Here is a 12,309-nt window from a genome sequence, read left to right as displayed (position 1 = left end):
GCGAGCACGTGGGGGAGTTGCCTCGGAACCCGGCGAAGGTACGCCCGCGAGGGGCCCGCGGCGGTGGGTACTCGCCCTTTCCGCCGTCGCTGTGGCTGCGGCAGGTGTCGGTGCCGCGGGGTGGGCCGCCCGGGACAGCGGGGCGGACACCGGGGCCAAGAAGACGACGAAAGTACATGCCGTCGCCGTGGCCAGAGCGGATCTGTCCCAGGAGATGGAGCTGAGCGGCACCCTGGGTTACGGAACCCCGCTCAGCGTGCAGGGATCCGCGAGCGGCAGCGTTACCTGGCTGCCCGCCCCAGGCGCCAAGATCGAGCGGAACGAGCAGCTCTACCGCGTGGACGACCGGCCGGTACTCGTGTTCTATGGCCGTACGCCCATGTTCCGCCGACTGGACACACGTGGCCTGGTGGGCCGCGACATCAAGGTGGTCGCCGACAATCTTCGGGCGCTCGGATACGACATCGGCTCCCAGCCGGGTGTGGGCAGCACAGTCAGAAGGGCCGCCGCACCCACATCCACAGCCGAGTCCAAGCCCTCGCCCCCCAAGGATGCGCCGACGGCGCCCGAAGCACAGGCCAGCGGTGCCCCCGGCGGGCCGCAGGATGAGCCCGACGCGCAGTCGTCAGCGGCCTCCGCCCCCGAGGAGACAAAGGTGAAAGAAGGGGATGGGGTGCTCACCGCGTCTCTCATGAACGCGATCAGGCGCTGGCAGACCGCCAGGGGCGTGGCAGCGACCGGCGTGCTCGACGCGGGCGACATCGTGGTGACCGAGGGCGCCGTTCGCGTCAGCTCCGTCAAAGCCAAGCTCGGGGCCGACGCCACCGCCGGCGACTTGCTGGCTCTCACCGCGACCACCAAGTCCGTGACCGTGCCGGTGGACGCCACCGACGTCGGCTCGGTCGAACAGGGCGCCAAGGTGACGATCAAGCTGCCCGACGGCTCGACGGCGCCCGGCAAGGTGTCGGGTATCGCCACCGTCGTCCAGCCCGAGGAAGGACCTGAGGGAGCCAACGGGCCGGCCAGGGTGACGGTGACCGTCTCGCTGGACAGGGCGGGCGCCGACAAGGTGGCGGACATCGACTCCGCCGCGGTCCAGGTGCAGTTCAACGGGCAGACCAAGAAGGACGTACTGGCTGTTCCGGTAGCCGCCCTGCTGGCTCTGTCCGAGGGCGGCTACGCGGTACAGGTCGAGAACGGACCGCTCCGGCCCGTCGAGTTGGGGATGTTCGCCAAGGGCATGGTCGAGATCACCGGAACAAGTGTCAAAGAGGGCACCAAGGTGGTGACGGCCTCGTGAGTCCTCCCGCGGCCCCGCCGGTACTGGCCGTACACAACGTGAGCATGGCCTACCCCGGCGGAGTCACCGCACTGGACGAGGTCTCACTCATCATCGGCGAAGGCGAACTGGTCGCCATCGTGGGCCCCTCGGGGTCGGGGAAATCGACCCTCCTCAACGTCATGGGCACGCTGGACCGGCCGACCCACGGCACCGTGGAAATCGTCGGCCACGACATCGCCGCGCTTTCCGACCGGCAGCTGTCCGCCCTGCGTGGCCGCTGGCTCGGCTTCGTCTTTCAGCAGTTCCATCTCACCGATGGGCTCAGCGCCGCCGAGAACGTGGCCACCGGGCTGCTCTACGCCGGGGTGAGCCGCCGCCGGCGGCGTCCGCTGGCCATCGAGGCACTGGGCCGGGTCGGGCTCGCGCACCGGGTCGACCACCTGCCCCACCAGCTCTCCGGGGGAGAGCGGCAGCGGGTCGCCATCGCCCGCGCCCTCGTCAACGAACCGTCCCTGGTCCTGGCCGACGAGCCCACCGGAGCCCTGGACACCGCCAACGGCAGGACGGTCCTGGAGCTGCTGACCAGGCTGAACGAAGAGGGGACCACCATCGCGATCATCACCCACGACCGGGACATCGCCGCACAGTTGCCCCGCCGAGTGGAGATCCTCGACGGCCGGATCGTGGCCGACAGACTGATGCGGAGCCACGCATGAGGGAAGCACCGACGCAGCACACCACCCGGGAAGGCAAGGGAAGCCGCCGCCAGCCCCGAGGCGGGTCTTCCGGCCGGCGGTCCCGCCACGGGGCCGACACGGCGGGTGGTGGAAACCGGATCGTCTCAGGTACCAGGCCCGTACGGCTGGCACCGCGCGACCTGCTGGGCCTCGGACTTCTCGGCATCCGTACCCGCAAGGTCAGGGCGGCGCTGTCCGCCCTGGGCATCTCGATCGGCATCGCCACCATGATCGTCGTGACGGGGATTCCCGCCTCCAGCCAGAAGGCGCTGATGGAGGAACTCGCGGCGCTGGGAACCAACACGCTGCAGGCCGTGCCGACGCCGGGAGCCGAGCCGCCGGTGCTCCTCCCCGAGGAGTCGGTGAACATGGTCAGCCGCATCGGACCTGTCACCGTCAGCAGCGCCGTCGCCAACACCCACGCCGTCGTACACCGCTCCGACCGCGTCGACGCCGGCGACTTCAGCGGCCTGACCGTCCTGGCCACCAAGCGCAATCTACTGCAGTCGGTCAACGGCGCAGTCGGATCAGGACAGTTCCTGAACGCCGCCACCGAGAAGCTCCCTACTGCCGTCCTGGGCTCCGTGGCCGCCTCCCGGCTCGGATTCTCCGAGCTGAACCCGGACGAGCCCGCCCCACAGATCTACATCAACAAGCGCTGGTTCACGGTGATCGGGATCCTGGACCCGGTGACGCTGGCGGCCGACATCGACCGTTCGGTGATGGTCGGCTGGGAGGCGGCCGGTGACCAGCTCCGGTTCGACGGACACCCCACGGTGATCTACGTCAAGGCCAGAGAGGAAGCAATCGAGGACGTCCGCAAGGTACTGCCCGCCACCATCAATCCGCAGCTGCCCGGTGTCGTGCAGGTCAGCCGCCCCTCCGATGCCCTGGCCGCGAAACGGGCCACCGAGAACACCTTCTCGGCCCTGTTCCTGGGACTCGCGGGAGTCGCTCTGCTGGTGGGCGGTATCGGGGTGGCTAACACCATGTTCATATCCGTCCTCGAACGCCGCCGCGAGATAGGGCTGCGTCGAGCCCTTGGCGCCAACCGGGGCCAGATCAGAGGCCAGTTCCTCACCGAGTCCGTCGCCCTCTCCTCCCTGGGCGGCCTGGCGGGGACGCTGCTGGGCAGCCTGGCCGTTCTCGGTTACGCCGGCTACCAGGGCTGGCCGCCGGTCATTCCCCTGAACGCGGTCGGCGGCGGATTCGCAGGTGCGGTTCTGGTCGGCATGGCCGCCGGCGTCTATCCGTCGATCCGTGCCTCCCGGCTGACCCCCACCGAGGCACTGGCAACCACCTGAGCGAAGCTGGCCCACGCCGACGTGCACGCCTGCCGGGGTACGTCCTGCACCTGCGTGACCAGCCCCCACGCTCACCCGCGCCCGACGAACACCCAGACGTACTGCCGCGGCGCCCAACTGCGGGCGGGGGATGTCGAATCTGGTGGGTCCGGGTTCACTTGCCAGGTCGGCGGGTGGGCCGCCGAGCAGGGCGAGAGACACCTCTCCGGGGCAGTCGAGGCCCGCCCCTCGCGCAAGGCGGAGAGCAAGCCTCGCCAAGCCGCCCCGGTACCGGCCTCCTCAGCTACGAAGGCAGTCACCCCCTCCTGGGACCAGGCGCGCAGCCGTTCGGGCGTGAGATCCCGCTGCGGATGCGCGGACCGGAAGACGGTCGCGGGCCCAGAGGGCAGACCTGCTGCCTCCAGTCCTTCGAGGAAGCCGCGCTGACGGGTCCGCCGAGGCGGGCGCGTCGTCGTCCTCGCGGACGAGGACGATCCGTCGATGCCCCAACTCGGTCAGATTGCCCACGACTTCACGCGTGGCTTCGACATAGTCCGCGCCGACCCATGCCACGCCCTCCAGTTCCTCGCGGCGGCCCAGGTGCACGACCGGGAAGCCGTCCTCGACCAGCCGCCTGAGCTCCGCCCGGGGTGTGTGCCGACCGATGAAGAGACAGCCGTCCGCGAGTCGGACCCGGCTCAGGGCGTCGGGACCCGTGGCCCCCGCGCCGCCGGTGCTCGACCCGGTGAACAGCAACAGGTCGTAGCCGAGCGCCGCCGCCTCGCGCTCCACGCCGACCAGGAAGGGGTATTACGAGTGCTGCACATCGGTGGGGAACGTGGCGGTGAAGCTGAAGACGCCGAGGAGGTTGTTGCGGGCGGCGGCCAGACGTCGGGCGGCAGGGTCGGGCACGTAGCCGAGGCTGCGGGCCGTCTCCAGGACCCGCTGCCGGGTCTCCTCGGAAATGATGCGTCCCTTGGCGTCGGGCTTCGGGGGAGAACACCAGGGACACGGTCGCCTGCGACACCCCCGCGAGCCGAGCCACCTCGGCCTGCCGGGGCCGCGATGTACGACCGGCCGGAGCGGGCGTACGTCCGGGCCGGGTTCCACTCGGCCGGCTGGGCCAGGCTCCAGGTCGAAAACGGCAGGCCGTGCTCGGTGGACTTGGCGATCTTCTTGATCTCGCGCCGCTCGGGCATACTGAACGTTCTGGGCCGACCGCCCTTGTACTTGGGGTAGAGCGAGTCGAAGCCGTCGGCGTTGAAGTTGTGGATCACATCCCGGACCCGGTCCGCACTGGTGAACGTCACCTCGGCGATCTTCGCCACCGGCATACCCTGCGCGGATAACAGCACCATCTGGGCCCGCCGCCAAGTCACCACCGAACCGGTGCCTCGGCGGACGATCCGCAGCAGTCGCTGACCCTCGTCGTCATCGCATTCTCGGACTCGTACCCGTTCTTCCACTTGCACAGCTTGGCGCAGACGCGCCACCCGGACGGCGCGTCAGATCACAAGAGGGCGAACGTCGCCGGGCCTCCCCGGGGCCTAGGCACGACCTATCTGACACGACGCTGCCGACCTCAAGCCTGCGCGTGGCCGTATCGCGCCCTGGTTGAGGTCAGGTCGGGTTCGCCGAACCGGGCACGCAGAAGATCGAATGCGTGGACTTTGTCCGCGCCGAACTTCTCCACGTGCGCGGCGTAGGAGTCGGCGGTGAGGAACGTAGGTGGTGTCGTCTTGCTGTGGAACTTGTCCGCGTACATGACCAGTTGCTCTTCGATGGTCTCGGCCAGATAGTCGGCCTCGGGTATGGCGAGCTTCTGTTCGCGGATGTCGTGCCGGGTAAGACCAACTCCCGTGTGGCAGGAGCAGAAGCGGCGCAGGCGCTCCGGGAAGCCCTCCTCTTGGAGGATCTGGTGGCCGAGGACGCCATGGCGGATGTAGTTGCGGTGATCGAGCCGACCGGCTTGGTCGTATAGCCGGTAGACGCCGATGTCGTGGAGCAGGGCGCCAACACGGACGAGGTCGGCGTCGAGGGGGAGGTCTGTCTGTGCCACAAGCTGTTCGGCGATGCCGCAGACGATTTCGCAGTGGGTGAAGACGAAGTCCAGCGCCTCATGCGATGGCGCGTACCGCTCGTGCAGCGCGCGTACCTCATTGACGGTCGGAAGGATCACTCCGGCAGCGTACCTTCCCACCCACAAGCGATCGGCCGCCCAGACAGCCAGCCGGGCGCCGCGCAAGGGGTACCCCCCCGGCGGTGACAATGGGCCGACGGTGAGGACAGACCGACCCGGTTCTGGCTGTCCGACCTGCCCGACGACACCCCGGTCGCCGATGGTCCGGCTGGCAAAGATCCGCTGGCGCATCGAGCATGACTACCGGGAACTCAAACACGGCCTGGGCCTGGACCACTTCGAAGGCCGCTCCTGGATGGGCTGGCACCATCGCGCCACCCTGGTCACCGCCGCCCACGCGTTCCTCACCGAGCAGCGGCTGACCCCAAAAGCCGACACACCGGACTCACCCTCTACCAGATCCTCGACACCCTCCAAGACCTGCTGAACTGCTGGACCGGCACCTGCATCACCTGCCACCAACCCCTGCCCAGAAGGGCCACACCAAGACCAAGACAGACCTAACGGAGTCCTACTAGCGCAACCAGCCCCCGCGCCCGCTCAGGGGCGCGGGGAACTGCGCGAGCAACCACGAACAACCGGCACTCCGCAGCAAACCGAACCTCCGATGGCGAACCCCGGAACTACGCCGGCCGGACCGAGCGGAGCTCGGCCCGCGCCCGCGCCGCCGCACCGACGGCCACCGCGTCGCCCCCCAGCCGCGCCGGCATCACCCGCAGCGGATGCCCGCTGACCGGAGGCTCGTCGGCCAGCACGGCCAGGAGCGGCCGCTCCAGCAGATCCCAGGAGCGACTGACGCCCCCGCCGATCACACACGTGGTGACGTCCAGCAGCCCCGCCGTGATCAGCAGCGCACGCGCCACCGCGGCACCCGCTGCCCCGTACACGGCGAGCGCCTCCGGGGCGCCCCGTCCCGCCGCCTGGGCGACCTGCTGGGCGGTGACGGTCCGTCCGGTCCGCTCGCCGTACCGCGCGGCGATCGCGCGGCCGGACGCGAGGGTCTCCAGATGGCCACGGCCACCGCATGTGCACGGCAGATCGCCGAAGCCCGGCACGTGCCCGATCTCGCCCGCCGCGCCGTGCGGCCCCTCGTACAGCGCGCCGTCCAGCCACAGCGCCCCGCCGACCCCGGTGCCGAGGGTCATCCCCAGCACATGCCGCTCACCCGCGACCGCACCGGCCGTCGCCTCACCGCGCAGGAACGCGTTCACGTCGTTGTCCAGGAACGCCGGCACCCCCAGCGCCCCCTCCAGCGCGTCCGTCACCGCGAAGCCGGCCCAGTCGCTGAAGGAGTCGGTGGCCGTCAGGATCCGCCCCGCCCGCGTGTCCACGAGTCCCGCCGCGCCCACCCCGACGCCCCGCAGCCGCGCACCCGTACGGTCGAGCAGGCGCCGCAGGGCGTCGAGCGCGGCGTCGACCATCGCCTGCCCGCCGTCGGCCGCGGGGGTCGGCACCCCGAGACGGTCGACGACGCCGAGGTCCTCCTTGCAGAGCACCACCTGGGTGGTCGTACCGCCGATGTCGACACCGGCGACCGCTTCGGGGGCTTGCGTCACGCGGTGGCCTCCGTTCCGCCGACGATGAGGAATGCCCGCCGTTCCCCGCGCCGGCGGCGCTGCACCACCGGATACGGCACGGGCACGGCCGCGACGAGCCGGCGCGTGTACTCGCTCCGCGGAGCCAGGAGGGTCGTCATGGTCGGTCCATGTTCCTCGACGCGCCCGTCCCGCAGAACGACGACACGCTGCGCGAACTGCTGAACGACGGCAAGGTCGTGGGAGACGAACAGACAGGCGAACCCGAGATCCCGCTGCAGCTCGGCGATCACGTCGAGGACCGTCCGCTGCACACTCACGCGCACGCGCTGCAGGCGGTCACCAAGAACCGACTCTGACGTCTCGGAGTGCCTGGTCGGGCCTGGACGGTCCGATGCCCCGCACGATCGCTCTGGTCGTGTGGGGGCGGTGCCGTCCGACGCCGGATCGGGTGCCCCAGGGCGCGCCTGCCGCTCGCCACGGCGGCCGCGTCGTGGCGAGCGGCTTTTCTCCGCCAGGAGGTGCCGAACCCGTCCCGGAGCGGTCAGCTACCGTCACGCGTCGCCGCTACGTCCTCGCGCAGGGCGGGAAGGTCGCCGTAGAGCGTGGTGCCGGGGCACTCGGTGGTGAGCCAGTCACGGTGACCGCTGATCATCTGGACGTTCTTGGTGACGCCGTTGACGGGGTTGACGAAGGTGACGGCGGCCTGGGGGTCGAGGCCGTGGTAGTCCGACAGCGCCGCGAGCAGTGTGGTCAGCGACTGGCGGGCCGCGGCGGTCGGGGCCTGGTTCTCGAAGGTGCCGAGTACGGCGATGCCGAGGTTGCCGGAGTTGAAGCCGGAGGTGTGGAAGGCGGTCACCATCTTCCCGTCGGCGTTGTGCGCCGGGATGCCGTCCGTGCCCGTGTAACGACCCTCGTAGATGAGGCCCGCCTCGTCGATGAGGAAGTGGTAGCCGATGTCGCCCCAGTCGTTGGTGATCGCGTGCAGGTAGTAGTACGCACGGATGGTGGCGGCCGGGTCCAGGTCCCCGTTGGCGCCCGCAGTGTGATGCACCGTCAGCGTTTGGGCCGGGTAGTAGGTCTGCGGGGAGTTCTCGGTGCCGTCCGCCTTGAAGCGGAGGGATTCGTCGGCGCCCCAGCCCGCCCGGGTGATGTACTCGATGCCCTGTAACGACGCGGTCCTGGAGGCCACGGAGACGTTGGCGGTCGGACCGTGGACCGTGTCGATGGCGGTGGAACGTACATGGGTCGCCCCGTCCGGCATCCTGAGTTCGTAACCGGCGGCCCCGCCGGTCGGCACCAGTACGCTCACGTTCTTCGCGGGTTGCCCGGTGTCCCCGTCCGCCCCGGCCGCGCAGACCGGCTTCAGCGTCCGCCACGCGCCTGCCCTGCCGTCCTGGGCGAGCAGTCTGATCGCGGCACCGCGGTGGGCCCCGGTCCAGGTGACCCCGACGTACTCGACGGGGAAGCCCGGCTTCGCGGACCGCGCTGCCGCGCCCGAGAACGTCTTCGCCCTGGTACGGGGCACACGCTCCTGGCGCGTCGTGGCCTTGGTGGGGGCGGCCGAGGCGAGAACCGGTACCGCGGCGGCGGCTCCGGCCGCGAGGCCGGCCGCTCCGAGGACGGTGCGACGGGTCATGGCGCGCTTCTTGTGACGCAAGGACAGATCCCTTCGAAGTGTTCATGACGCGGTGAACGTGCTGTCCGGAGTCCCGGTTACCGCGCACATGGCCGCGAGACCGGGCGAAGACATCGCCACCTTGTTTCTCACCTGTCATACGAGTGGAGCGTCAGGAACGGTTGCTATGAGCTGGAGCACACGCGTCGCCACTCGGGGGATCGGGGCGGGTGTGGCCGAAGTCCGCGGCGGACAGCGGGAGTTCACGGAGGACGGCCGATCGGCGGCGGCGGGCGGCACCGACGTCGTACCCGCCCGTGCCGCACCTGGTGTTGCCCCGAGCACCGGTCCGGCGCCGACGATCGCGAGCGTGGTCATGCGCTCATCTCGGTGCTCACGGTGAGGTGCTCCCAGTCGGTGAAGTCCCGGCGCAGGGAGTCGAGCTTGCCGTGGGCGACCTGGAGGGCGGCCTTGCCGAGGAGCAGCCGCAGCGGGGGCTCCTCGGCCTCGAGAGCGGCGGTGACGGCCGCGGCGGCGCGGGCCGGGTCGCCCGGCTGGTTGCCGTAGGTGGCCAGCGTTGCCGCGCGGCGACGGCCGGCTGTTTCGGCGTAGTCGTCGACGCGGATCGCGGACTGCTTCATCGACGGGCCGGACCAGTTCGTGCGGAAGGCTCCCGGTTCGACGATGGTCACCCCGATTCCCAGGGGCGCGACCTCGGCGGCCAGGGACTCCGACAGTCCTTCCAGGGCGAACTTGGTGGCGTGGTAGTAGCCCGTGGCACCGAACGCGGCCAGACCGCCGAGGGAGGAGACGTTGACGATGTGTCCGGCCCGCCGGGCCCGCATGCCCGGCAGCACGGCCTTGGTCATCGCGACGACGCCGAAGACGTTGGTCTCGAACAGCGCCCGCACCTCGGCGTCCTCGCCCTCCTCGATGGCGGCCAGGTATCCGTAACCGGCGTTGTTGACCAGCACGTCGAGCCGCCCGAAGACATCTTCGGCCCGCTTGACCGTGCCCTTGACCTGCTCGGGGTCCGTGACGTCCAGCGGCAGGGCCAGCGCCCGGTCGCCGTGGCCGTCGACGATGTCGGCGACCGTCCGCGGGTCGCGGGCGGTGACCGCCGCACGCCCTCCGCGTTCCAGGACATGGGTGGCCAGCGCACGGCCGAGTCCGGTGGAGCATCCCGTGATGAACCAGACCGGGGAAGAGGGGAGTGTCATGAAGAGCTCCTGTGAGCAGAGGTCAGTGGTGATTGCCGGTGGGGCCGTCGGGGCCCACTCGCGCCCTGCGGACGATGAACGCGTCAGGTCGGCGATGGCCTTCGCCGCGGCCTCGACGGCCGGGTCGTCGGTGACGTCGAGGAGAACCAGCCATGCGCCCGGCCGCTCGGCGGCACGCCGGCCGCGCTCAAGGTCCCGACTGCGAAGGTAGATGGTGTGACCTGCTGCGATGAGCCGTCGCGCCGTCTCGCAACCGAGTCCCTTGTCGCTCCGGTGATCGGCGTTCTCGTCATGCCTCCAGGTTCCAGCCGTGGCATGCCGTCAACCAGTGGCCTTCTCTTCCTGGGACTCGCGGTACCAGGCAGGCCGGTTGGTGGGCGGTGCACACTGGTCGGCATGGCGACAGCGGAATTCGGGAAGGCAGTGCGCCGCTGGCGCGACCGGGTCTCGCCGGAGGCTGTAGGCCTGCCGGCGGGCGGACAGCGACGCGCGGCCGGGCTGCGCCGTGAGGAACTGGCCATGCTCGCCGGGATCTCCGCCGACTACATCACCCGCCTCGAACAGGGCCGCGCGTCCAACCCCTCGGCCCAAGTGATCGAAGCCCTGGCCAGAGCCCTTCGGCTGTCGCGGACCGAGCGGGCACACCTGTTCCACCTGGCCGGACTGACCCCGCCCGGCCCGGAGACGGTGCCCGCCCACATCACCCCGAGCGTCCAGCGGATGCTGGACCGCCTGACCGGGACACCCGTGGCGGTCTATGACGCGGCCTGGACGCTGCTGGTGGCCAACCCGCCGTACGCGGCGTTGATGGGCGATCCGTCCGGATGGCGCGGCAACCAGCGCAACGCGGTGTGGCGCAACCTGATCGGCCCGGGCACCCGGGTCCGGCACACGCCGGCGTCCCGGCGTGCCCTGGAGGCCACCCTCGTCGCCGACCTGCGCTCGGCCGCCGCCCGGTATCCGGCCGATCAGCGGGTTCGGCGGCTGGTTGCCGAACTGCGGGCCAACAGCGACCGGTTCGGCGAACTGTGGGACTCCGGCGCGGTCGGCCACCACAAGAGCGCGCGTAAAACCATCGACCACCCGCACGCAGGTCCCGTGACACTGGAGTGCGACACACTCACCGTGGGCGGCAGCGACCAGCGCATCATGCTCTACACCGCCGAGCCCGGCACCGAGGACGCCGAACGCCTCGCCCTGGTCACCGTCCTCGGCACCCGGGCACTCACCGGGTAGCCGCCCCGCTCGACCCGGCGTCACACCATGGTGGCCTGCGATGCCGAGGAGGTGGCACAGGCAGGCGCGGCACTGCCAGGCGGAGGGTCTATGCGCCGGGCCGGAGTGAGGCCCAGAAGTCGGTGAGGGTTCGGGCGCCGGCGGCCGGGTCCTGGGTGAGCCACCAGTGTCCGAGGCCGTCCAGCCGTACGAGGCGGGCTCCCGCGCGGCGGGCGGCGCGGGCTCTCTGCTCGTCGGTGCCGACCGCGTGGTCCCGGGTGGCGAGCAGTGCCAGGCCGGGACGCTGTGCCGCCCGCTCCAGGTGATGGCCGAGCTCGGCCATCACCGGCTGCGCGGCCGACCGGTACAGTGCGAGCACCGCCCGGCCCATGTCCTCGTTGACGGCCGGGGCGACCTGCTCAGCCACCGTCCGGCTCATGCCCCGTTCCGCCAGGAAGGCGGCGAGCCTGGCCACCGGAGCGCCGAACAGCCCGGCGACGGCAGCCTCACCGTCCGGGCCCTGCCACCGCTGAGCGAGCTCGTGCCAGACATAGCCGGGGTCGAAGACACCGACCACGTCGCTCACCCAGCTGCGCACCAGATCCGGGCGGCTCATCGCGACATTCACCACATGCCCGCCGCCCCAGTCGTGACCGACGAGGTCGACCGGCTCTCCCAAACCCTCCAACTCGGCCACGAGCCAGGCCCGGTAGTCCTCGACCGTCGCCCCGAACCCGTCCGGCAAGGGCGCACCGAATCCCGGTGGTGAAAGGCACAGCGTGTCGGTACGAGGCAACGCGGCCAGCAGGGGCCGCCATACGGCGGCGGTCTCGGGGTTCCCGTGCACGAACACCGCGGGCGGCATCGCTCACGCTCCCATCGGCACGGTCGGCTGGAGCACCGATTCCACCAGAGCCTGGCTGCGCAGATGAGTGACCGCCTGGTATTCGGGATCCCGGATCATGCTCACGAACGCCCTGCGGTCCGGATAGCGCACCAGCGCCACCATGTCCCACGCCTGCCCGTCCTCGGCGACCAGGGCGCGCCCGCCCTCGCCCAGGTACTCCACCTGCACGCCGTACCGGGCGCTGATCCCGCCGCGGAGGGCTTCCGCGTAGCGCTGGTAGCTCTCGCGGCCGCCGTCCGGGCGGAAGCGCAGCAGGTTCAGCATCACCACCGGGCCGCCGGGGTCCTCGGCGAGCATGGTGTCCATGGCGCGATCGTCGATCTCGATCATTCCAGCCTCCTGGGTCGTCCGAGCCGTCGCCACCCTCACATA

10 protein-coding genes and 5 pseudogenes are annotated in these 12,309 nt (G+C 70.6%); 5 read left to right on the top strand and 10 right to left on the bottom strand.

Features of this window, described 5'->3' with window-relative positions; all coding sequences use genetic code 11:
- Nucleotides 1-187 precede the first annotated feature (187 nt).
- Genes ACZ49J_RS38145 through ACZ49J_RS38135 form a run of 3 tightly spaced genes read left to right on the top strand, consistent with a single transcriptional unit; the run spans nt 188 to nt 3,323 of the window.
- Nucleotides 188-1,300 carry an efflux RND transporter periplasmic adaptor subunit gene (locus ACZ49J_RS38145; protein WP_467455320.1) on the top strand — a complete coding sequence of 371 codons (1,113 nt, stop codon included), beginning with the start codon at nt 188-190 and terminating at the stop codon, nt 1,298-1,300.
- Between the two features lie 44 nt (nt 1,301-1,344).
- On the top strand, nt 1,345-1,998 hold the full coding sequence (locus ACZ49J_RS38140; RefSeq protein WP_467455433.1) for an ABC transporter ATP-binding protein: 654 nt from the start codon (nt 1,345-1,347) through the stop codon (nt 1,996-1,998).
- Nucleotides 1,995-3,323 (top strand): ABC transporter permease, encoded by a 1,329-nt coding sequence (locus ACZ49J_RS38135; protein WP_467455321.1) that lies wholly within the window; start codon nt 1,995-1,997, stop codon nt 3,321-3,323. Before ACZ49J_RS38140 ends, ACZ49J_RS38135 begins: the two co-directional genes overlap by 4 nt.
- A gap of 93 nt (nt 3,324-3,416) precedes the next feature.
- Here the strand turns inward: ACZ49J_RS38135 and ACZ49J_RS38130 are convergent.
- The 3 genes and pseudogenes from ACZ49J_RS38130 to ACZ49J_RS38120 all read right to left on the bottom strand — a co-directional run.
- Nucleotides 3,417-4,347 (bottom strand): annotated as a pseudogene (locus tag ACZ49J_RS38130) (LacI family DNA-binding transcriptional regulator); the annotation flags it as partial.
- 61 nt (nt 4,348-4,408) lie between these two features.
- Nucleotides 4,409-4,768, bottom strand: a pseudogene (locus ACZ49J_RS38125) (helix-turn-helix domain-containing protein); the annotation flags it as partial.
- A gap of 116 nt (nt 4,769-4,884) precedes the next feature.
- The gene (locus ACZ49J_RS38120) at nt 4,885-5,481 is read right to left on the bottom strand and encodes an HD domain-containing protein (RefSeq protein WP_467455323.1); all 597 of its coding nucleotides are present in this window, start codon (nt 5,479-5,481) and stop codon (nt 4,885-4,887) included.
- Between the two features lie 111 nt (nt 5,482-5,592).
- On the opposite strand from ACZ49J_RS38120, the pseudogene ACZ49J_RS38115 reads away from it, so the two are divergent.
- Nucleotides 5,593-5,869: pseudogene (locus ACZ49J_RS38115) on the top strand (transposase); the annotation flags it as partial.
- A 196-nt stretch (nt 5,870-6,065) separates the two neighbouring features.
- Here the strand turns inward: ACZ49J_RS38115 and ACZ49J_RS38110 are convergent.
- The 5 genes and pseudogenes from ACZ49J_RS38110 to ACZ49J_RS38090 form a co-directional block, all read right to left on the bottom strand.
- The gene (locus ACZ49J_RS38110) at nt 6,066-6,998 is read right to left on the bottom strand and encodes an ROK family protein (RefSeq protein ID WP_467455324.1); all 933 of its coding nucleotides are present in this window, start codon (nt 6,996-6,998) and stop codon (nt 6,066-6,068) included.
- Nucleotides 6,995-7,297 (bottom strand): annotated as a pseudogene (locus ACZ49J_RS38105) (glutathione ABC transporter ATP-binding protein); the annotation flags it as partial. The gene ACZ49J_RS38110 and the pseudogene ACZ49J_RS38105, both read right to left, overlap by 4 nt.
- Nucleotides 7,298-7,332: 35 nt before the next feature.
- A pseudogene (locus tag ACZ49J_RS38100) lies at nt 7,333-7,500 on the bottom strand (IS200/IS605 family accessory protein TnpB-related protein); the annotation flags it as partial.
- A 21-nt stretch (nt 7,501-7,521) separates the two neighbouring features.
- Nucleotides 7,522-8,616, bottom strand: coding sequence for a peptidoglycan recognition protein family protein (locus tag ACZ49J_RS38095; RefSeq protein ID WP_467455325.1), 1,095 nt, complete (start codon nt 8,614-8,616; stop codon nt 7,522-7,524).
- A 353-nt stretch (nt 8,617-8,969) separates the two neighbouring features.
- Entirely contained in the window at nt 8,970-9,815 is an 846-nt protein-coding gene (locus ACZ49J_RS38090; protein WP_467455327.1) for an oxidoreductase, read from the bottom strand.
- Nucleotides 9,816-10,211: 396 nt separating this feature from the next.
- Here ACZ49J_RS38090 and ACZ49J_RS38085 point away from each other — a divergent pair, with 396 nt between their 5' ends.
- On the top strand, nt 10,212-11,051 hold the full coding sequence (locus ACZ49J_RS38085) for a helix-turn-helix transcriptional regulator (protein ID WP_467455328.1): 840 nt from the start codon (nt 10,212-10,214) through the stop codon (nt 11,049-11,051).
- Between the two features lie 88 nt (nt 11,052-11,139).
- Here the strand turns inward: ACZ49J_RS38085 and ACZ49J_RS38080 are convergent, their stop codons facing one another.
- Both ACZ49J_RS38080 and ACZ49J_RS38075 read right to left on the bottom strand, forming a co-directional pair.
- Nucleotides 11,140-11,895 (bottom strand): alpha/beta fold hydrolase, encoded by a 756-nt coding sequence (locus ACZ49J_RS38080; RefSeq protein WP_467455330.1) that lies wholly within the window; start codon nt 11,893-11,895, stop codon nt 11,140-11,142.
- Nucleotides 11,896-11,898: 3 nt separating this feature from the next.
- Complete coding sequence (locus tag ACZ49J_RS38075; protein ID WP_467455331.1) at nt 11,899-12,267, bottom strand: DUF1330 domain-containing protein; 369 nt, start codon at nt 12,265-12,267, stop codon at nt 11,899-11,901.
- Between the last annotated feature and the right edge of the window lie 42 nt (nt 12,268-12,309).

This window comes from Streptomyces sp. NPDC030840 (genome assembly GCF_055572015.1).
The sequence above is the reverse complement of the archived record's forward strand: the minus strand, read 5'-3'. Positions and strand labels throughout refer to the sequence as shown.

Excerpts from the sequence above, each read along its gene's own strand:
- ACZ49J_RS38140 (WP_467455433.1), top strand. The coding sequence starts at position 1,345 with ATGGCCTACCCCGGCGGAGTCACCGCACTGGACGAGGTCTCACTCATC.
- ACZ49J_RS38135 (WP_467455321.1), top strand. The coding sequence starts at position 1,995 with ATGAGGGAAGCACCGACGCAGCACACCACCCGGGAAGGCAAGGGAAGC.
- ACZ49J_RS38095 (WP_467455325.1), bottom strand. The coding sequence starts at position 8,616 with ATGACCCGTCGCACCGTCCTCGGAGCGGCCGGCCTCGCGGCCGGAGCC.
- ACZ49J_RS38090 (WP_467455327.1), bottom strand. The coding sequence starts at position 9,815 with ATGACACTCCCCTCTTCCCCGGTCTGGTTCATCACGGGATGCTCCACC.
- ACZ49J_RS38085 (WP_467455328.1), top strand. The coding sequence starts at position 10,212 with ATGGCGACAGCGGAATTCGGGAAGGCAGTGCGCCGCTGGCGCGACCGG.
- ACZ49J_RS38080 (WP_467455330.1), bottom strand. The coding sequence starts at position 11,895 with ATGCCGCCCGCGGTGTTCGTGCACGGGAACCCCGAGACCGCCGCCGTA.
- ACZ49J_RS38075 (WP_467455331.1), bottom strand. The coding sequence starts at position 12,267 with ATGATCGAGATCGACGATCGCGCCATGGACACCATGCTCGCCGAGGAC.